This is a genomic window from Polaromonas sp., assembly GCF_039932935.1.
GTDB lineage: Bacteria > Pseudomonadota > Gammaproteobacteria > Burkholderiales > Burkholderiaceae_C > Polaromonas.
Genome location: NZ_JBDTPB010000040.1, coordinates 40,468 through 58,733, shown reverse-complemented (window position 1 = coordinate 58,733; position 18,266 = coordinate 40,468). Strand labels below are relative to the sequence as shown.

18 protein-coding genes are annotated in these 18,266 nt (G+C 61.0%); 9 read left to right on the top strand and 9 right to left on the bottom strand.

Annotated features, from left to right (window positions below; translation table 11 throughout):
- Positions 1-142 precede the first annotated feature (142 nt).
- The 4 genes from ABI546_RS07390 to ABI546_RS07375 all read right to left on the bottom strand — a co-directional run bounded on the left by ABI546_RS07390 (position 143) and on the right by ABI546_RS07375 (position 6,501).
- Entirely contained in the window at positions 143-1,126 is a 984-nt protein-coding gene (locus tag ABI546_RS07390) for a Tim44-like domain-containing protein (protein ID WP_348045601.1), read from the bottom strand.
- Positions 1,127-1,165: 39 nt separating this feature from the next.
- A complete protein-coding gene (ubiE, locus tag ABI546_RS07385) occupies positions 1,166-1,897 on the bottom strand; it encodes a bifunctional demethylmenaquinone methyltransferase/2-methoxy-6-polyprenyl-1,4-benzoquinol methylase UbiE (protein ID WP_348045599.1) in 732 nt (243 codons plus the stop codon).
- A 166-nt stretch (positions 1,898-2,063) separates the two neighbouring features.
- Positions 2,064-2,477 (bottom strand): DUF971 domain-containing protein, encoded by a 414-nt coding sequence (locus ABI546_RS07380; protein ID WP_348045597.1) that lies wholly within the window; start codon positions 2,475-2,477, stop codon positions 2,064-2,066.
- A gap of 91 nt (positions 2,478-2,568) precedes the next feature.
- Entirely contained in the window at positions 2,569-6,501 is a 3,933-nt protein-coding gene (locus tag ABI546_RS07375) for an FAD/FMN-binding oxidoreductase (protein WP_348045595.1), read from the bottom strand.
- Between the two features lie 219 nt (positions 6,502-6,720).
- Here ABI546_RS07375 and ugpB point away from each other — a divergent pair, with 219 nt between their 5' ends.
- The 5 genes from ugpB (at position 6,721) to ugpQ (ending at position 11,817) form a co-directional block, all read left to right on the top strand.
- On the top strand, positions 6,721-8,034 hold the full coding sequence (gene ugpB, locus ABI546_RS07370) for a sn-glycerol-3-phosphate ABC transporter substrate-binding protein UgpB (RefSeq protein WP_348045593.1): 1,314 nt from the start codon (positions 6,721-6,723) through the stop codon (positions 8,032-8,034).
- 142 nt (positions 8,035-8,176) lie between these two features.
- Positions 8,177-9,058: a sn-glycerol-3-phosphate ABC transporter permease UgpA gene (gene ugpA / locus ABI546_RS07365; protein ID WP_348045591.1), complete on the top strand. Its 882-nt coding sequence runs from the start codon at positions 8,177-8,179 to the stop codon at positions 9,056-9,058.
- A 36-nt stretch (positions 9,059-9,094) separates the two neighbouring features.
- A complete protein-coding gene (gene ugpE / locus ABI546_RS07360) occupies positions 9,095-9,946 on the top strand; it encodes a sn-glycerol-3-phosphate ABC transporter permease UgpE (RefSeq protein WP_348045589.1) in 852 nt (283 codons plus the stop codon).
- Between the two features lie 63 nt (positions 9,947-10,009).
- Positions 10,010-11,029: a sn-glycerol-3-phosphate import ATP-binding protein UgpC gene (locus ABI546_RS07355; RefSeq protein ID WP_348045587.1), complete on the top strand. Its 1,020-nt coding sequence runs from the start codon at positions 10,010-10,012 to the stop codon at positions 11,027-11,029.
- Between the two features lie 35 nt (positions 11,030-11,064).
- The gene (gene ugpQ, locus ABI546_RS07350) at positions 11,065-11,817 is read left to right on the top strand and encodes a glycerophosphodiester phosphodiesterase (RefSeq protein ID WP_348045585.1); all 753 of its coding nucleotides are present in this window, start codon (positions 11,065-11,067) and stop codon (positions 11,815-11,817) included.
- 4 nt (positions 11,818-11,821) lie between these two features.
- Here the strand turns inward: ugpQ and ABI546_RS07345 are convergent, their stop codons facing one another.
- Positions 11,822-12,112 (bottom strand): hypothetical protein, encoded by a 291-nt coding sequence (locus ABI546_RS07345; RefSeq protein WP_348045583.1) that lies wholly within the window; start codon positions 12,110-12,112, stop codon positions 11,822-11,824.
- Between the two features lie 115 nt (positions 12,113-12,227).
- Between ABI546_RS07345 and hemA the strand changes: the two genes are divergently transcribed.
- The 4 genes from hemA (at position 12,228) to grxD (ending at position 16,181) form a co-directional block, all read left to right on the top strand.
- Positions 12,228-13,517: a glutamyl-tRNA reductase gene (hemA, locus tag ABI546_RS07340; protein WP_348045581.1), complete on the top strand. Its 1,290-nt coding sequence runs from the start codon at positions 12,228-12,230 to the stop codon at positions 13,515-13,517.
- Between the two features lie 131 nt (positions 13,518-13,648).
- The gene (gene prfA / locus ABI546_RS07335; protein ID WP_348045579.1) at positions 13,649-14,770 is read left to right on the top strand and encodes a peptide chain release factor 1; all 1,122 of its coding nucleotides are present in this window, start codon (positions 13,649-13,651) and stop codon (positions 14,768-14,770) included.
- A gap of 87 nt (positions 14,771-14,857) precedes the next feature.
- On the top strand, positions 14,858-15,745 hold the full coding sequence (gene prmC, locus ABI546_RS07330; protein ID WP_348045577.1) for a peptide chain release factor N(5)-glutamine methyltransferase: 888 nt from the start codon (positions 14,858-14,860) through the stop codon (positions 15,743-15,745).
- A 106-nt stretch (positions 15,746-15,851) separates the two neighbouring features.
- Positions 15,852-16,181, top strand: coding sequence for a Grx4 family monothiol glutaredoxin (gene grxD, locus ABI546_RS07325; RefSeq protein ID WP_348045575.1), 330 nt, complete (start codon positions 15,852-15,854; stop codon positions 16,179-16,181).
- A gap of 65 nt (positions 16,182-16,246) precedes the next feature.
- On the opposite strand, the gene ABI546_RS07320 is transcribed toward grxD, so the two are convergent.
- From ABI546_RS07320 to coaE, 4 genes are all read right to left on the bottom strand, one after another.
- Positions 16,247-16,522, bottom strand: a complete 276-nt coding sequence (locus ABI546_RS07320) for a hypothetical protein (RefSeq protein ID WP_348045573.1) — start codon at positions 16,520-16,522, stop codon at positions 16,247-16,249.
- A gap of 60 nt (positions 16,523-16,582) precedes the next feature.
- Positions 16,583-16,789 carry a DNA gyrase inhibitor YacG gene (locus ABI546_RS07315; RefSeq protein WP_348045572.1) on the bottom strand — a complete coding sequence of 69 codons (207 nt, stop codon included), beginning with the start codon at positions 16,787-16,789 and terminating at the stop codon, positions 16,583-16,585.
- Positions 16,790-16,852: 63 nt separating this feature from the next.
- Positions 16,853-17,608: a cell division protein ZapD gene (gene zapD / locus ABI546_RS07310; RefSeq protein ID WP_348045571.1), complete on the bottom strand. Its 756-nt coding sequence runs from the start codon at positions 17,606-17,608 to the stop codon at positions 16,853-16,855.
- A gap of 45 nt (positions 17,609-17,653) precedes the next feature.
- A complete protein-coding gene (gene coaE / locus ABI546_RS07305; RefSeq protein WP_348045570.1) occupies positions 17,654-18,265 on the bottom strand; it encodes a dephospho-CoA kinase in 612 nt (203 codons plus the stop codon).
- Position 18,266 lies beyond the last annotated feature (1 nt).

Genomic DNA, 18,266 nt, shown 5'->3' with positions numbered 1-18,266 from the left:
TCATGCTGGGTTGAAGATTCAGGGTGTAACCAGTGGAGAGGTATTCCACCAGCGGGCAGCCGCGGGACTGGCTTTGCCAGACCGCAGGCGCCTCCCCCTTTTAAGGGGGGAGCAGGCTACACGAAGTGAGCCTGAACGGGGGTTATTGGAGAGCTTGTACGCCGGCGACGAGCCAGCCGCTGCCGCCGCTGCGTGGCTTGGTCATGTTCCAGACTTCACGGAAAGGGCTGGCGCCTGCGGAGGCGTCTTCGCGGATCATGCCGGAGAACTCCACGCTGGCCATGTAGACGTCGCTCAATTCCTCAATGCCCAGCAACTGTGCGTCCAGCATGACGACTTCGGTCTTGTTCACCACGCCGCCCGTGTGCGATTCGCGGTCTGCCAGCTGGGTCTTGATCTGCTCGAGCATGTCGTCCGTCATCATGGCGCGCAGGTTCTGGATATCGGAACGGTCCCAGGCGTCTTGCAAGGTCACGAAGTTGGCCTTGCTGGCTTTGAGAAAGCCTTCCGCATCAAAGCCGGCAGGAACACCCCAGGACTGAGCACCCAGCAAGGCAGAGCCGATCATGGAGCCACCAGCAGCGGGGGCCGCCGCGTCGTACTTGTTGGCATCGAACGCCATGCTGCTTCGCTCCCAGGGGCGTGCGGACGCATCATTCCCGACATTTTCAGGGCTGTAGTTCTTGGGGGTTGCTGCATTGCCCGCGCCCTGGAAAGCAAACGGCGGCTGTGTCGCCGCGGAATTGTTTGTCCCGCCCTTGAGCTTGCGCATGACGAAACCAATCACCACCATGACCACCAGTGCCAGCAAGGCGAACATGATGATCTGGCCGAAGGCGCCGCCCAGGCCCAGCGACGAAGCAAGCCAGGCCAGGCCGAGGCCCGCAGCCAGACCGCCCAGCATGGCGCCCCAAGGCCTCTTGGGTGCCGCGGCCGGCGTTGCCGCAGGAGGTGTTGCGGGCTTGGTGGCGGCATTGTTTGCAGGCGCCGCCTCACGTTTGGTCACGTTTGACGACTGTTTGCCGAATGACGAACCACCCCCGAGACGCTTGGCGTCAGCGGCCGTCCCCCCCAAGGTCAGGGTTAACGCAAGCGCTGCGGAAAAAATTGCCGACCAGATTTTCATATCGTCTCCTTGATCACGGTTTTCATGCCGTTTGACTTTTCAACACTTGATTCCAACATGCAATGCCACTACGCCGCCCGTCATGTTGTGATAGTCCACATGGCCAAAACCACTTTTCTGCATAAGGGCTTTCAATTCGTCCTGCCCGGGATGCATGCGAATTGATTCGGCAAGGTACTGATAGCTTGAGTCGTCGTTGGCCACCAGCTTGCCGAGCCGCGGCAATACCTTGAAGGAATACCAGTCGTAAATTTTTTCCAGCGGCTTGGCCACCTTGGAGAATTCCAGCACCAACAGCTTGCCGCCGGGTTTGAGCACACGGTTCATCTCGCGCAGCGCGTCTTCCTTGTGCGTCATGTTGCGCAGGCCAAAGGCAACGGTCACCACGTCGAAGTGGGCGTCGGGAAACGGCAAGTGCTCGGCGTCGCAGACCAGGGTCGGCAAACTGACGCCGGCATCCAGCAGGCGGTTGCGGCCTTCGCGGAGCATGGCTTCGTTGATGTCGGTGTGCACCACACGGCCGGTGCTGCCCACCTTGGGCGCGAACGCCAGGGCCAGATCGCCTGTGCCGCCGGCAATGTCCAGCACCTGGTAACCCTCTTTGACATTGGCCACGAGCACCGTGTAGGCCTTCCAGGCGCGGTGCAGGCCCATGGACATCAGGTCATTCATCACGTCATATTTCGGCGCGACGGAATCAAATACGCCGCGCACACGGCGCGCCTTGTCCTGCTCGTCGACCGACTCAAAACCGAAATGGGTACTGCTCATGCGTCAATGCTAGAGGGCAAAGGGCGGATTGATCCCGACAACCCTGAGCCAACATGGGGCATTGCGGGGTTATTGCGGCCTTTATGCTGGAAAAACAACAGTGATACGACACGGACACTCGCCACGCTGGCACGGCGCGGCAAATGTCTCTGCGAGTCTCGTGGAATCAGTGGCTTGAACAGCCGTGGCCGCCGGCCGCGACCATAGGCGCATCGCGGTCCACGCCGGCCGCCTGCAGGCGCCGCTGGTACTCATCCCAGAGTTGGGCCTGATCGGCGCCCAGCTTGTAGAGATAGTCCCACGAGAAAATTCCGCTTTCATGGCCGTCAGAAAACACCGGTTTGACCGCGTAATTGCCGATAGGCTCAAGCTCAACCACATTCACTTCGCGCTTGCCGGTTTGCAGAATTTCCTGGCCGGGCCCGTGCCCCTGAACCTCGGCGGACGGCGAATAAACGCGCATGAGCTCGAACGGAATGCGGAACTCGGCGCCGTCGGAGAAGGCGATTTCGAGAATGCGCGACTGGCTGTGAACCGTCAGCGCCGTGGGGGTAGGTGAACCGGGTTGAAGGCCAGCCATGGGAAATCACTTTCTGAAAAGAAAAGGCCGGACGCGTCAGGCCTTCATGGTTTTGGCAATAAGCCCGTTGACATCGCAACCAGAAATTGCGCTAGACCAGGACCCGTTCAATGCCGCCATGGTTGGCCGCCTCCACATAGGTGGGCAACCATTCCTTGCCCAGAATCTGGTTGGCCATTTCCACCACGATGTAGTCCGCTTCAAGCAGTCCGTTTTGCAGGTCGTTGCCGTAGCGCGAGAGCCCTTGCAGGCAACTGGGGCAGCTCGTGAGGATCTTGACGTTTCCAGTCTCGGCAACGGCGCCCGCGTCGCGAAGCTGGGCTTCGCCCTTGCGCAGTTCCTCTTCCTTGCGAAAGCGGATCTGCGTTGAAATATCGGGTCGGGTGACCCCGAGCGTGCCTGATTCACCGCAGCAGCGTTCGTTTTTGAGCACGTTGTCACCCAGCAGCGCCTTGACGGTCTTCATCGGTTCCTGCAGCTTCATCGGGCTGTGGCAGGGGTCATGGTAGAGGTAGCCGGCGCCGGGCTGGTCGGTGCGCAGGGTGATGCCTTTTTCGAGCAGGTACTCGTGGATGTCGATGATGCGGCAGCCCGGGAATATCTTGTCGAACTCATAACCCTGCAGCTGGTCATAGCAGGTGCCGCAGCTGACCACCACGGTCTTGATGTCCAGGTAGTTCAGCGTATTGGCCACGCGGTGAAACAGCACCCGGTTATCGGTGATGATTTTCTCGGCTTTGTCGAACTGGCCGCTACCGCGCTGCGGATAACCGCAGCACAAATAGCCCGGCGGCAGAACGGTCTGCACGCCCGCATGCCAGAGCATGGCCTGTGTCGCCAGGCCGACCTGGCTGAACAGGCGCTCGGAGCCGCAACCGGGGAAATAGAACACGGCCTCGGTTTCCGACGTGGTGCTTTTGGGGTTGCGGATGATGGGGACGTAATCCTTGTCCTCGATATCCAGCAATGCGCGCGCGGTCTTCTTGGGCAGGCCGCCCGGCATCTTCTTGTTGATGAAGTGGATGACCTGCTCTTTGATGGGCGCCTTGCCGACCGTAGCGGGCGGCAGCGCCGTCTGTTTGCGGGCCAGCCGGCGCATCAGGTCGTTGGCCAGGCGTTGGGCCTTGAAGCCGACGTCCACCATGGCGCCGCGCATGAACTTGATGGTTTGAGGATTGGTGGCGTTCAGGAAGAACATGGCCGCCGCATTGCCGGGCCGGAAGGACTTCTGCCCCATCTTGCGCAGCAGGTTGCGCATGTTCATGGAGACTTCACCGAAGTCGATGTCCACCGGGCAAGGCGTCAGGCACTTGTGGCACACCGTGCAGTGGTCGGCCACGTCCTCGAACTCTTCCCAGTGCTTGATGCTCACGCCTCGCCGGGTCTGCTCTTCGTACAGAAAAGCCTCCACCAACAGCGAGGTGGCCAGGATCTTGTTGCGCGGGCTGTACAGCAGATTGGCGCGCGGCACATGAGTGGCGCACACGGGCTTGCATTTGCCGCAACGCAGACAGTCTTTCACGCTGTCGGCAATGGCGCCGATGTCGGACTGCTGCATGATCAACGACTCGTGCCCCATCAGGCCGAAGCTGGGGGTGTAGGCGTTGGTCAGATCGGCATGCAAGACCGATTTTTTAGTGTTTTCGGCCTGTAACCCGCTTCCATCGGGCGCAAGCAGCTCCTGATTTCGTAGCAACTTGCCTTTGTTGAAACGGCCTTCCGGATCGACTTTTTGCTTGTATTCAGTGAAGGGCCGCAGTTCCTCATCGGTCAGGAACTCCAGTTTGGTGATGCCGATGCCGTGCTCGCCGGAGATCACGCCGTCCAGCGAACGGGCCAGCACCATGATGCGCGCCACGGCCTCGTGCGCGGTCTGCAGCATCTCGTAGTCGTCGCTGTTGACAGGCAAATTGGTGTGCACATTGCCGTCGCCTGCATGCATGTGCAGCGCCGCCCAGACGCGGCCTTTGAGCACGCGTTTGTGGATGGCATTGCATTCCTCAAGAATCGGCAAAAAAGCACCGCCCGAGAAAATCGCCTGGAGCTGGGCGCGGATGTCGGTTTTCCAGCTGGCGCGCAGCGTGTGGTCCTGCAGTTGCGGGAACAGGGTGGCTACCCCAGCAAGCCAGCCAGACCAGAGCGTGCGCACGTCTGCCACCAGCGCCAGCGCCTGGGCTACGCGGTCCTCCAGCAGTTCGGCTGAGGGAATGTCGTTGGCGTCGTCCGATTTACCCAGCGGCAGGTTGCCCTTGAGGAAGAACGCTTCCAGCTCGTCGCACAGGCGTATTTTGTTGGCCAGGCTGAGCTCGATATTGATCTGCTCGATCCCGTCGGTGTACTCCGCCATGCGGGGCAAAGGAATCACCACGTCTTCATTGATCTTGAAGGCGTTGGTGTGTTTGGAGATAGCGGCGGTGCGCTTGCGGTCCAGCCAGAATTTCTTGCGGGCGTCGGGGCTGATGGCGATAAAACCTTCGCCGTGGCGCGAGTTGGCGATGCGCACGACTTCCGACGTAGCGCGCGCCACGACATCGGCATCGTCACCGGCAATGTCACCAAAGAGCACCATTTTCGGCAGGCCGCCGTGCTTTTTCGACTTGGTCGCATAGCCGACCGCCTTCAGGTAGCGGTCATCCAGGTGCTCCAGCCCCGCCAGAATGGCGCCGCCGCGCTTTTGCTCGGCGAACATGAAGTCCTTGATCTCGACAATGCTAGGCACTGCGTCCTTGGCATTGCCAAAGAACTCCAGGCACACCGTGCGGGTGTGGGCCGGCATGCGGTGCACGATCCAGCGAGCGCTGGTAATCAGGCCGTCGCAGCCCTCCTTCTGGATGCCGGGCAAACCGCTCAGGAATTTGTCGGTGACGTCCTTGCCCAGGCCTTCCTTGCGGAATGTTTTGCCGGGAATATCCAGTCGCTCGGTGCGAATGGGGGTTTTGCCATCGGCTTCGAAGTAATGGAGGTCGAAGCTGGCCATTTCGGCGTCGTGGATCTTGCCGAGGTTGTGGCCCACGCGCGTGACTTCCAGCCACTGCGCTTCGGGCGTGACCATGCGCCACGACGCCAGATTGTCCAGCGCGGTGCCCCACAGCACGGCTTTTTTGCCGCCCGCGTTCATCGCGATATTGCCGCCAATACAGGAGGCTTCCGCAGAGGTCGGGTCGACTGCGAAAACAAAACCGCCGCGCTCGGCCGCATCGGCCACGCGCTGCGTCACCACGCCCGCTTCGGTCCAGACGGTGGCGACCGGTTTCTCAACGCCCGGCAGCGAGACCATTTCGACCTCGGTCATGGCCTCGAGCTTTTCGGTGTTAATGACGGCCGACTTCCAGGTGAGCGGAATCGCCCCGCCGGTGTAGCCGGTTCCGCCGCCGCGCGGAACAATGGTGAGGCCGAGCTCGATACAGGCCTTGACCAGGCCGGCCATCTCGACTTCGGTGTCAGGCGTAAGCACGACGAACGGATACTCCACACGCCAGTCCGTCGCATCGGTGACATGCGACACCCGCGAGAGGCCGTCGAACTTGATGTTGTCGTGCAGGGTCAGCTTGCGCAATTTGCGCTCGGTCAGCCGGCGCAGGTCGTACATTTCGCTGAAGGAGGTGTAAAAGCGGGTGACGGCGCCGCGCGCTGCCTCCAGCAGCTCGCCCACAATGGCGTCGCGCTGCTGGTCCGCCTCCGGTGTGCGGCGTTTTTCCACCTCGGTCAAGCGGTGCTGCAGGGCGTCCACCAGCATCTTGCGCCGTTTGGGGTTGTCCAGCAGGTCGTCTTGCAAATAGGGGTTGCGCTGTACCACCCAGATATCGCCCAGCACTTCATACAGCATGCGTGCAGAGCGGCCGGTGCGGCGCTCGTCACGCAGGCGGTTCAGCAGGTCCCACGCCCGTTCGCCCAGCAGGCGGATGACCACTTCCCGATCGGAAAAAGAGGTGTAGTTATAAGGAATCTCGCGAATGCGAGCTTCGCCGGCCTTTGCGTCATCGGCAAAGACGTTCAATTCTTGAAGGGTAGTAGGGGCGTTCATCGTGAAAAACCAGCGGCTTCGGACCCGTGTCCAGCGCTGTTGCCCTATATTACCGCAGCGCAACATGAGCCGCGGCCCGGTTAAAGTCGTATGTGGCCTTATGGAAATCCCGCTTGTCGGCAGGCGTTCAAATCGCTTAAATCGCTTGTCACAAACAGTTTTTAAACTGTCTCGTTTAACCTGGCGCGCCCAACACGCGTCCAATTCCCAGGAGTTTTGATGAAAAACCGTCTTTCCGCGTTCGCTTTTGCGGCCCTAGGCCTCTGCATGCCTTTGGCCAGCCAGGCCCAGACCGAGATCCAGTGGTGGCATTCGATGACGGCCGTCAACGGTGAATGGGTCAATGACCTGGCCAAGCAATTCAATGAAAGCCAGAAGGAATACAAGATTGTTCCCACGTTCAAGGGCACGTACGACGAGTCCATGACCGCTTCCATCGCGGCCTTCCGCGCCGGCAATGCCCCTCACATCCTGCAGGTGTTTGAAGTGGGCACCGCCACGATGCAGGCCAGCAAGGGCGCCATCGTCCCGGTCGGCAAGATCATGCAGGACGCAGGAGAAAAGTTCGACCCGAAAGCCTACATCCCTGCTGTCGCCGGCTACTACACCGCGCCGAACGGCCAGATGTTGAGCTTCCCGTTCAACAGCTCCACCACCATCTTCTATTTCAACAAGGACGCTTTCAAGGCAGCTGGCCTGCCGACCGACAAAGCCCCCGTCACCTGGCCTGAGGTCGTCAATGCCGCCGCCAAACTGAAGGCATCCGGTCACAAGTGCCCCTTCACGACCGCCTGGCAAAACTGGACGCAGGTAGAGAGCTTCTCGGCTTGGCACAACGTCGAGTTCGCCACCAAAGCCAACGGCCTGCAAGGCATGGATGCGCGCCTGAAGGTGGATTCTCCGCTGCACGTGCGTCACATTGAGAACCTGGCCAACATGGCCAAGCAGGGCCTCTTCGTCTACAAGGGCCGCGGCAATGTGCCTGAAGCCAGCTTCATCTCCGGCGAGTGCGCCATGATCAACACCTCGTCAGGCTTTTACGGCAATGTGGCCAAAAACGCCAAGTTCGCCTACGGCATCGCGCCCCTGCCTTATTACCAGGACGTTCCCGGCGCGCCGCAGAACACCGTGATCGGCGGCGCCAGCCTCTGGGTCATGTCGGGCAAAAAGCCTGCCGAATACAAGGGCGTCGCCAAGTTCTTCAGCTTCATCTCCACGCCTGAAGTGCAATCGGCCAGCCACAAGCGCACGGGTTACCTGCCCGTGACGATGGCTTCGTATGATTTGACCGAAAAGTCCGGCTTCTACAAACAGAACCCGGGCACCGACGTTGCGGTCACGCAGATGATCCGCAAGGTCACGGACAAGAGCCGTGGCATCCGCCTGGGCAACTATGTGCAGATCCGCGCGATCGAGGACGAAGAGCTCGAGCAAGTCTGGAACGGCAAGAAAACGGCCAAGGAAGCGCTGGGCTCCATCGTCAAGCGCGGCAACGAGCAGCTTGAGCGCTTCCAGAAGGCCAACAAGAACTGATCACGCAAGAGACAGAGCCAGCCCGCACGTCGGGCTAAACTCGGCCCGCTGCGCCCTCTCCCCCTCACCGGGGAAGGCCCGGCGGGTTTTTATGTTTTAAGTACTCACCGTACTCACCAGTTTTTTGCCCACTGAAGGCCTTATGGAAAAACGCGTTGTCTTTCGATCCAGCTGGCTGCCCTGGCTGTTGCTGCTGCCGCAAATGGCGGTCATTCTGGTGTTTTTCTTCTGGCCTGCGGCACAGGCTCTCCTGCAATCGCTGCAGCAGCAGGATCCCTTCGGCACTTCCGTCGAATTTGTCGGGCTGGCCAACTTCCGGCAGCTGCTCGATGACCCGAGCTACGTCGAGTCGTTCAAGACCACTGCGTTTTTCTCGGTGATGGTGGCCGGCCTCGGCATCAGCCTGTCGCTGCTGCTGGCCGTTTTTGCCGACCGCATCACGCGCGGCGGCATGTTCTACAAAACCATGCTGGTGCTGCCCTATGCCGTGGCGCCCGCCGTAGCGGCCGTTCTGTGGGTCTTCATGTTTTCACCTTCGCTGGGCGTGGTGGCCTATGCCCTGGGCAAGATAGGCATCAACTGGAACCACCTGCTGGACTCTGACCACGCCATGGCGCTGATCGTGATGGCCTCGGTCTGGAAGCAGATTTCCTACAACTTCCTCTTCTTCCTGGCGGGCCTGCAGTCGATTCCCAAGTCACTGATCGAAGCCGCAGCCATTGACGGCGCAAAACCCTGGCGCCGGTTCTGGACCATACAGTTTCCGCTGCTGTCACCGACCACCTTCTTCCTGCTGGTCATCAATGTGGTTTACGCCTTCTTCGACACCTTCGCGATTGTCGATGCAGCCACACAGGGTGGCCCAGGCAAGGACACAGCCATCCTGGTCTACAAGGTGTATTACGACGGCTTCAAGGCCATGGACCTGGGAGGCTCGGCAGCGCAGTCAGTCGTCCTGATGGTGATCGTCGTGGCCCTCACCGTGATCCAGTTCCGCTACGTCGAGAAGAAAGTCCAATACTGATGAAAACGACAACAAAAAATACGACGGGAGCCTCCCATGGTTGAAAAACGCGGAACCCACGGCATCCTGGCCCACGTGATCGTGATCCTGGGTGTCTTCATCGTCGCCTTTCCCCTTTACCTGGCCTTCGTGGCGTCTACCCATACCGCACAGGAAATCGTGCAGGCACCCATGCCGATGCTGCCGGGCACGAACATGCTCGACAGCTACAAGGCTGCGCTGTTCGGGCGCGAAGCCGCCGTTGGCTCCAACGCGCCCGTGGCACACATGATGTGGGTCAGCTTTGTCACGGCGATGGTGATCGCCGTCGGCAAGATCGCGATCTCGCTGCTGTCGGCCTTTGCCATCGTGTACTTCCGCTTTCCGTTCAAGAAGACCTGCTTCTGGGCCATCTTCGTGACGCTGATGCTGCCGGTGGAGGTGCGCATTCTGCCGACCTACAAGGTGCTGTCGGACCTGAACATGCTCAACACCTATGCGGGCCTGACGGTGCCGCTGATTGCCTCCGCCACGGCGACCTTTTTGTTCCGCCAGTTCTTCCTGACGGTGCCTGAGGAGCTGACCGAGGCCTCTCGCATGGACGGTGCCAGCCCGATGCGCTTTTTCTTCGACGTGCTGTTGCCGCTGTCGAAAACCTCGATCGCTGCGCTCTTTGTAATCCAGTTCATCTACGGCTGGAACCAGTACCTCTGGCCGCTGCTGGCCACCACCAGCGAAGACATGTACCCGGTCGTTGTGGGCATCAAACGCATGATTGCCGGCGGCGACGGACAGAACGAATGGAACGTGGTCATGGCCACCGCCATTTTGGCGATGCTGCCGCCCGCCCTGGTGGTGGTGCTGATGCAGAAATGGTTCGTCAAGGGCCTGGTCGACACCGAGAAATAGAAGCTGCGGCCAAGAACAACAAAAAAACAACGAAGAACAACCCAGACAAACGGAAATACTGACATGGCATCCCTTTCATTCAACAACATCATCAAGCGCTACGGCTCGGGCAAAGACGCGCTACAGGTGCTGCACGGCGTGAGCGCCGAGATCAACGACCACGAGTTCATCGTCATCGTCGGGCCCTCGGGCTGCGGAAAATCCACCCTGCTGCGCATGGTGGCCGGGCTTGAAGAAGTCAGCGACGGACAAATTTCCATTGGCGGCAAGGTCGTCAACGACCTGGAGCCTTCCGAACGCGACATCGCCATGGTGTTCCAGAACTACGCGCTTTATCCGCACATGAGCGTGTATGACAACATGGCCTACGGCCTGAAGATCGCCAAAGTGCCCAAGGACGAGATCAAGACGCGTGTCGACAAGGCCGCCAAGATCCTGGAGCTGGGTCACCTGCTGGACCGCAAGCCGCGTGCCCTGTCAGGCGGCCAGCGTCAGCGCGTGGCCATGGGCCGCGCCATCGTGCGCCAGCCGCAGGTGTTTTTGTTTGACGAGCCGCTGTCCAACCTGGACGCCAAGCTACGCGTGCAGACGCGCCTGGAGATCCAGAAGCTGCACCGCGAGCTCGGCATCACCTCGCTCTTCGTCACCCACGACCAGGTCGAAGCCATGACGCTGGCGCAGCGCATGATGGTGATGAACGCCGGGCGCATGGAGCAGTTCGGCACGCCCGAAGAGGTCTACAACCGGCCGGCCACCACCTTTGTCGCAAGCTTCATGGGCTCGCCGCCCATGAATTTGCTCAAGCAAGCGCCCAATGCCGACTTCGGCGGCAAGCCGGGCGCCATTCTGGGCATACGGCCCGAGCACCTGACGGTGGGCGCCACCGGCTGGGCCGTGCAGGTCGATACCATCGAAATGCTGGGCGCCGAGCGGCTTCTGTATTGCCGTCTGGGCGAAGAATTCCTGATCGTGCGCACCGACGAAAGCCTGTCGACCGCGCCAGAAATCGGCGCCACCATTCATGTGACACCGCGTGCGGACCGCCTGCACTGGTTTGACGCCGAGACGGGGAAACGCCTGTAGCCCCTTCTGTATTCCGCGCAGTTCCAAGAGACGTCATGACAAATCCCGTATCCGCCGCCAATTGGCCGTACCCACGTTGGGTGGCACATCGCGGCGCTGGCAAGCTGGCGCCTGAAAATACCCTGGCCTCCTTCATGCTGGGAGCCAGTCACGGCTACCGCATGTTCGAATGCGACGTGAAACTCAGCGCCGATGGCATTCCCTTTTTGCTGCACGACGCCACGCTGGAGCGCACCAGCAACGGCAAAGGCGTAGCCGGCGAGCAGCCTTGGGAAGCTTTGGCAAAGCTGGACGCGGGGGGCTGGCACTCGCCGGCTTTCGCAGCAGAAGGCTTGGCAACTTTTGAGCGCATTGCGCGCTATTGCCTGGACAACGGGTATTTCCTCAATATCGAAATCAAGCCCACGCCTGGTACGGAAACCCACACAGGGACCGTCGTGGCCAATGAGGCGGCCCGGCTCTGGCAAGGCACGGCCATTCCCCCGCTGCTGACGTCTTTCCAGCCGCTGTCGCTGGAGGCCGCGCGTGCCGCCCAGCCGCAATTGCCGCGCGGCCTGCTGCTCGACGAACTCCCGGCGAACTGGCTGCAAACCGCCGCGCAACTGGGTTGCGTGGCGATTGTCTGCAACCACAAGCTGTGGAACGCGGATTCAGTGGCCGCAGCCAAACAGGCCGGGTTCAAACTGATGAGCTACACCGTGAACGACGAGGCCAACGTGCAAAGATTGCTGGCGCTGGGCACCGACGGCATCATCACCGATGCGGTGGACGTTTTTAAGCCCGACTAGCCGCTCAGGCCCGCCAGGCGCCCAATAGCACCCACTGGCACAGCGCCGCACCGGCCATCACCGCCGCGCAGGTCAGCATCTTCCCGTCATGGCCGAAGAACAGCAGGCCGGCGGCCAGAATCGCCACATTTACTATAAAAACAATAGCTGCTTGCGCCCACCAGCTATGGGCTAGCGGCCTTTTCGAGCCAAACAAACCGCCCAAAAGGCGGCTGGTTAACACCAGCAGCACGGCCACGGCAGCAGCAGGCGCGACAAAATTGAGCAGGTGATTGGCCAGCAGGTAAAAGGTCATGCGTTTGAGCGTTTGGAAGAACAGCCGAATGCCAGAAAAGCAGCCGGAAAAAGGCTATCAGGGTGATTGTCCGGTTTTCCCGCCTGCCGGACCGCTTCAATTTTATAATCGCAGGATGTCAGTCTGGGCCCTTGGGCTAAACCATACCACCGCACCGCTCGATTTGCGCGGGCGATTTGCCTACGCCCTTGACCAGGTCGAGCCCACTTTGCGCGCCCTGCGCGAGTCGCTGGCCCGTCAGCCTGAGGCCACGCTGCTGTCAACCTGTAACCGCACTGAAATCTACTGCGCCGGCGAAAAGACCGACCTGGACCACACCCTGGACTGGCTGGCCCACAGCGGCGGCGTTTCGCCCGCCCTGCTGCGCTCACATGCCTACACCCTGCAAGGCGACCAGGTCGCCCGCCACGCCTTCCGTGTGGCCAGCGGACTTGATTCGATGGTGCTGGGCGAGCCGCAAATCCTGGGCCAGATGAAAGACGCCGTGCGCGCTGCCGAAGACGCGGGCGCCATGGGCACCACCTTGCACCAGCTGTTCCAGCGCTCTTTTGCCGTGGCCAAGGAAGTACGCAGCAGCACCGAAATCGGCGCGCACAGCATCAGCATGGCAGCGGCCAGCGTGCGGCTGGCCGGCCAGCTGTTTGAAGATTTGAGCGACATCAAGGTGCTTTTTGTCGGTGCCGGCGAAATGATCGACCTGGCGGCCACCCACTTTGCCGCCAAAAATCCGAAAGCTATGGCCATTGCCAACCGCACGCTGGAGCGCGGCGAAAAGCTGGCTGGCCGCTTCGGCGCCGAGGTAATGCGCCTGGCCGACTTGCCCAGCCGCCTGCACGAATTCGATGCGGTCATCAGCTGCACCGCCAGCACGCTGCCCATCATCGGCCTGGGTGCGGTTGAGCGCGCCGTGAAGCTGCGCAAGCACCGCCCCATGTTCATGGTCGACCTGGCCGTGCCGCGCGACATCGAACCCGAAGTCAAAGGGCTGCCCGACATTTACCTCTACACGGTGGACGACCTGGCGCACGTGGTGCAGACCGGCAAGGACAGCCGCCAGGCTGCTGTGGCGCAGGCCGAGGTCATCATCGATGCCGGCGTGCAGAACTTCATGCACTGGCTGGGCCAGCGCCGCAGCGTGCCGCTGATCCAGCAGCTCAATGCGCAGACTGACGAGTGGCGCGCTCTGGAGATCGCGCGGGCCAAAAAGCTGCTGGCCAAGGGTGAACCTATCGACACCGTGCTGGACGCGTTGACCCGCGGCCTGACCCAAAAAATGCTGCACGGCACGCTGGCCGAGCTGCATGCAGGTGACGCCGGCAGCCGCGAAGCCACAGCGCAAACCGTGTCCAGGCTGTTTTTGCGCGGCCAGCTGCCCAAGATCAAGCCCGACGACAAAGAGCGTTAGCGGCCGCCGCTGCGCCGTGGCTGCTTCTGCAATCACCCCCATGTCCCTCGGCAGCGGCCCGCGCCGCCCAGCTGAACCCTTTTGAATGCCTTGCGGCTTCCCTTTTCTTCCTGCTTTCTGCTTGCATCGCCATGAAACCCTTTCTCCGCCAAACCCTGGACCGTCAGCTGTTGCGGCTTCACGAGCTGGACTCGCTGCTGTCCGCCAGCGACGTGGTGAGCGATCTGGACCGTTTCCGTTCACTGACCCGGGAACATGCCGAGGCCAGCGTGATCGCCGACCAGTATCTGCGGCTCACCGGCCGTGAGGCTGACCTCAGCGGCGCCGAAAGCATGCTGCTGGAAGCCAAAGACGACCCTGAAATGGCGGCGATGGCAGAGGAAGAAATTAGCGCGGCCAAAACCGACATCGCAGAGATCGACGAAGCCCTGCAACTGATGCTGATTCCCAAGGACCCTGACGACGCGCGAGCGGCTTTCATTGAAATCCGCGCCGGCACCGGGGGCGATGAGTCGGCCCTGTTCGCGGGCGACCTGTTCCGCATGTACACCCGCTTTGCCGAGCGCAACCGCTGGCAGGTAGAGATCATCAGCGAGTCGTCCAGCGAATTGGGTGGCTACAAGGAAGTCGTGCTGCGCATTGACGGCGCTACGGATGCCCTGGGCGTCGGCGTATACGGCAAGCTGCGGTTCGAATCGGGCGGTCACCGCGTGCAACGCGTGCCGGCCACCGAAACGCAAGGCCGCATCCACACCAGCGCCTGCACAGTGGCCGTCATGCCGGAGCCAGACGAGGCCGTGGCCATCCAGATCAACCCTGCCGATCTGCGCATCGACACCTACCGCGCCAGCGGCGCCGGCGGCCAGCACATCAACAAGACCGACTCGGCCGTGCGCATCACGCACCTTCCGACGGGCATCGTCGCGGAATGCCAGGAAGGCCGCAGCCAGCACAGCAACAAAGCCCAGGCACTCAAGGTGCTTACTGCACGCATCCATGAAAAAGACCGCTCCGAACGTGCCGCAAAGGATGCGGCCCTGCGCAAGGGGCTGGTGGGCACGGGCGACCGCAGCGACCGCATCCGCACCTATAACTTTCCGCAAGGACGGCTGACCGACCACCGCATCAACCTGACGCTGTACAAGTTGCTGGCCATCATGGAAGGCGACCTCGGCGACGTGATCACCGCACTGCAAGTGGCGCGCGGAGCCGAGCTCCTGGCGGATCTTGAAACCGCCAACAACGGTGGATGAGTCAGTTCTCAATGCCAAATGAGGCCCCAGCCCAATCAGAATGAGCGCGAGCAGCTATTATTTTTATAGCGCTTCGAGGAGGTGCGCGTGAACCCAGCCACCTTCGCGCAAGCCATCGCGGCCGCTCAGGCCTTGGGGCTGGAGCGCCTGGATGCCCAGCTGTTGCTGCTGCATGTGCTGGACCAGCCCGCGCATGCCCGGGCCTGGCTACTGGCCCATGACACGGACGCACTGGCAGAAGACGCCGCACAGCGCTTTCAGTCGCTGTGCCTGCGCCGCGCTGCCGGGGAGCCGCTCGCCTACATCGTGGGCAGCAAGGAGTTTTTTGGACTGACGTTCCGGGTGGACGCCCGGGTACTGGTGCCGCGGCCTGACACCGAAACCCTCGTGAACTGGACGCTTGAGCTGCTTCAGGCGCCTGGCATGCCAGCCCAGCCGGACATTCTGGATCTTGGCACCGGCAGCGGCGCCATTGCCCTGGCGATTGCCCACAGCCTGCGGGAAACGGGCCACCAAGGCCATGTGACGGCGGTGGATGTGAGTGCAGACTCTCTGGATGTTGCGCGAAGCAATGCGACTCGCCTGACACTGGACGTGAATTTCATCGAAAGCCACTGGCTGGAGAAAGTTAGCGGGTACTTTCACGTAATTGCGAGCAACCCGCCTTACATTGCCAGCGCAGACCCTCACCTGGAAGCCTTGGCCCACGAACCCTTGGGGGCCTTGGCGTCCGGCCCGGACGGGCTGGACGATATCCGGCAAATTGCCCGGCAGGCCCCCGGCAGTCTTCACCCCGGTGGCTGGCTGCTGCTGGAGCATGGCTACGACCAGGCAGAGGCGGTGCGAAAGCTGCTGCTTCGCGAGGGTTTTTTGCAGGTGCAAAGCCGGCGGGACCTGGCGGGCATTGAACGCTGCTCAGGCGGGCTTTGGCCAGGAGAACAGCGGATCCGCACGGGAAATCAAACGGCGGGATAATCGGGTGTTGAATTCTGGTTTCCAGATTCCATCTATTTGACATAACCCCGCCGAAACACCTGTTCGGCCCGGCGCGGGTTTCGGCCCATACCCAAAGGATTTCACCATGAGCACCACAGACCCCACCCAGCAACGTATCGCCGAGATCGTCAAATCAAGCGACGTGGTCCTTTTCATGAAAGGGACGGCCCAATTTCCGATGTGCGGTTTTTCCGGACGTGCCATCCAGGTGCTCAAGGCCTGCGGCGTGACCAAACCCGCCACGGTCAACGTGCTTGAGGATGAGGAAATTCGCCACGGCATCAAGGAATACAGCAACTGGCCCACCATCCCGCAGCTGTACGTGAAAGGTGAGTTCATTGGCGGCTCCGACATCATGATGGAGATGTACCAGAACGGCGAACTGCAGCAAGTGCTGGGAACGCCTGCCAACTAAATGAGGGTTGGGCGGCAGCCTTTGCGCCGCCGCCATCACAATGTGCGCGGAAACTCAGCGCGAATTTATCGCGTGTAGCCCGTGCAAGCGCCCGCGTTGACCGCGCCCTTGCATTCCCGTTTGAGCCTGGCATCCCGCTGGCCGGGTGTTTCGCCCGACCCGGTGATGAACTTAGCCTTGCTACCTGTGCCTGATTTCACCGCGGTCTTTTTGGCCTTGGTTTCGGTCTTTGAGGGTTTCACCCCCTCTTGCGCTGACTGAGCATTCACTGGGCCACCCAGCAAGGCGGTGGCCATCAGCAAAGCGGCGGCTTGCAGGTTGAAAAACTGCTTGTTGTTCATTCTCTTTCCTCCCTTTTTATCGCGACAGGCGGGTGACACCGCCCTGGTCTGACCCAAAGGCTATTGCAGCTTCGGGTCGCCAAATGGTTCGTCATCCGGAGGCGCATCGGCCGGTAACCGGAATCCCTCGCTGGCCCAAGCGCCCAGGTCGATGTTCTTGCAGCGCTCACTGCAAAAAGGACGAAACGGATTGCTGGGCGCGTAAATGCTGTCGCCGCCGCAGCCTGGGCACACGACCCGCTTGGCGCTTGTGGAATCTTTCTTCATCGCAGGCATGTCCAGGAACAGGTCTGAAGGTCAATAGGCAAATGTCAACGCGGCGCTGAAAAATCAGGAGCAGAGCGTCAGCTCAAATGCGGAATCCTCAGTGCTGGCATGCAAGCGGTCATCGTCGCCATGGCGCATGAGGCGCACCGACACAATCAGGCGATTGCCGCTGATTTCGGGGATCAGTCCAAGGGCGGGATCTATCCTGAGGCGCAGCAGCTGAAACGTACGGCCTTGCGGCAGCGTCTGCTGGTACTGGCCGGCAGGTGCCACCACTTTTTGCGGTGCCCCGGAATCACGCAGCAGCGTGAGCAGCACGCGGATGGACTCAGCCAGTGGTACCAGCGAGGTGATCCAGCGCTGCAGGTCCTGCTGGCGCGTTGCGGTATCGAGGTGCTGCCACGCATAGTAGGCAGGCAAATCAAATTCGCAAGTTCCCCCCGGAATGCCCACGCGGCTGCGGATGCTCATCAGCCAATCGTTTTCCGTCAACGACTGGCCAGCCTTGCCCGGCAGGCCGTTCAGGGCGGAGAAACAACCCTCCAGCTGACTGGTCACTTCGTCGAGAACAGCTTCCGAAATGGCCGGATTGCCGCGATAGCCATTGAGAATGTGCTTTTGCTTCTCGAGGTCTTTCAGCACGTCGGTCTTGAGATCGGCGCGTGCTCCCACGTCCATGATTTCGAAAATGGTCGTGATGGCGTAATGGTGATCCGTCGGGCTCTCACGCTCCACCAGTTCGCCAAGGCGGCGGAACAGGTGTTCAAGTCGCAAATAGGTGCGTATGCGTTCGTGAAATGGATACTCGTAAAGGATCACAGCGCTAAATTTCGTCGGCTTTAAATGAGGAGATTTGTTTGCGCATCATAGCCCGAAGCGCGCGGCAAGCTGTCGGACCTGGCCTTCCAGGTCAGCCAGAGTCAATCCGTCGTTATAAAGACAGACGTCGGCCGCCGCGAGGCGCTGCGCGCGGCTTGCCTGGCCCGCCATGATTTTCTCTACCACGTCCCGAGGCCAGCCATTTCGGACCGTCACGCGGTCGATCTGGGTCGCTTCGGCGCAGTCCACGACCAGAACCTGATCAAGCTGCTGTCGCCAGCGCCCCGACTCCACCAGCAGCGGGACATCAAAAATGACACACGCACTGCCGCCTGCGACCGCCTGCTCATATTGCCACAGGGTTTCCCGGCTTACCCAGGGATGCACAATGGATTCAAGCTTGCGCCGGGAAGAAGGATCGTCAAAGACCAGTTGCCGCATCCGATCCCTGTGCATGGCGCCTTCGGGCGTGACCATGCCGTCGCCGAACAATGCTGCAATTTCTGCCATGGCACTTCCACCCGCGGCCGTGACCGCTCGGGAAATGGCATCGGCGTCCACCAGGGTTGCGCCGTGTGCAACCAGAATCGCCGCGATCGTGCTTTTTCCGCTGCCGATACCGCCGGTCAATCCAATACGCAAAGCGGCACGGCGCATG

What these genes read in the sequence shown, in the direction of transcription:
- ABI546_RS07390 (WP_348045601.1), bottom strand. Translation starts at nt 1,126, where the DNA reads ATGAAAATCTGGTCGGCAATTTTTTCCGCAGCGCTTGCGTTAACCCTG.
- ubiE (WP_348045599.1), bottom strand. Translation starts at nt 1,897, where the DNA reads ATGAGCAGTACCCATTTCGGTTTTGAGTCGGTCGACGAGCAGGACAAG.
- ABI546_RS07380 (WP_348045597.1), bottom strand. Translation starts at nt 2,477, where the DNA reads ATGGCTGGCCTTCAACCCGGTTCACCTACCCCCACGGCGCTGACGGTT.
- ABI546_RS07375 (WP_348045595.1), bottom strand. Translation starts at nt 6,501, where the DNA reads ATGAACGCCCCTACTACCCTTCAAGAATTGAACGTCTTTGCCGATGAC.
- ugpB (WP_348045593.1), top strand. Translation starts at nt 6,721, where the DNA reads ATGAAAAACCGTCTTTCCGCGTTCGCTTTTGCGGCCCTAGGCCTCTGC.
- ugpA (WP_348045591.1), top strand. Translation starts at nt 8,177, where the DNA reads ATGGAAAAACGCGTTGTCTTTCGATCCAGCTGGCTGCCCTGGCTGTTG.
- ugpE (WP_348045589.1), top strand. Translation starts at nt 9,095, where the DNA reads ATGGTTGAAAAACGCGGAACCCACGGCATCCTGGCCCACGTGATCGTG.
- ABI546_RS07355 (WP_348045587.1), top strand. Translation starts at nt 10,010, where the DNA reads ATGGCATCCCTTTCATTCAACAACATCATCAAGCGCTACGGCTCGGGC.
- ugpQ (WP_348045585.1), top strand. Translation starts at nt 11,065, where the DNA reads ATGACAAATCCCGTATCCGCCGCCAATTGGCCGTACCCACGTTGGGTG.
- ABI546_RS07345 (WP_348045583.1), bottom strand. Translation starts at nt 12,112, where the DNA reads ATGACCTTTTACCTGCTGGCCAATCACCTGCTCAATTTTGTCGCGCCT.
- hemA (WP_348045581.1), top strand. Translation starts at nt 12,228, where the DNA reads ATGTCAGTCTGGGCCCTTGGGCTAAACCATACCACCGCACCGCTCGAT.
- prfA (WP_348045579.1), top strand. Translation starts at nt 13,649, where the DNA reads ATGAAACCCTTTCTCCGCCAAACCCTGGACCGTCAGCTGTTGCGGCTT.
- grxD (WP_348045575.1), top strand. Translation starts at nt 15,852, where the DNA reads ATGAGCACCACAGACCCCACCCAGCAACGTATCGCCGAGATCGTCAAA.
- ABI546_RS07320 (WP_348045573.1), bottom strand. Translation starts at nt 16,522, where the DNA reads ATGAACAACAAGCAGTTTTTCAACCTGCAAGCCGCCGCTTTGCTGATG.
- ABI546_RS07315 (WP_348045572.1), bottom strand. Translation starts at nt 16,789, where the DNA reads ATGAAGAAAGATTCCACAAGCGCCAAGCGGGTCGTGTGCCCAGGCTGC.
- coaE (WP_348045570.1), bottom strand. Translation starts at nt 18,265, where the DNA reads ATGCGCCGTGCCGCTTTGCGTATTGGATTGACCGGCGGTATCGGCAGC.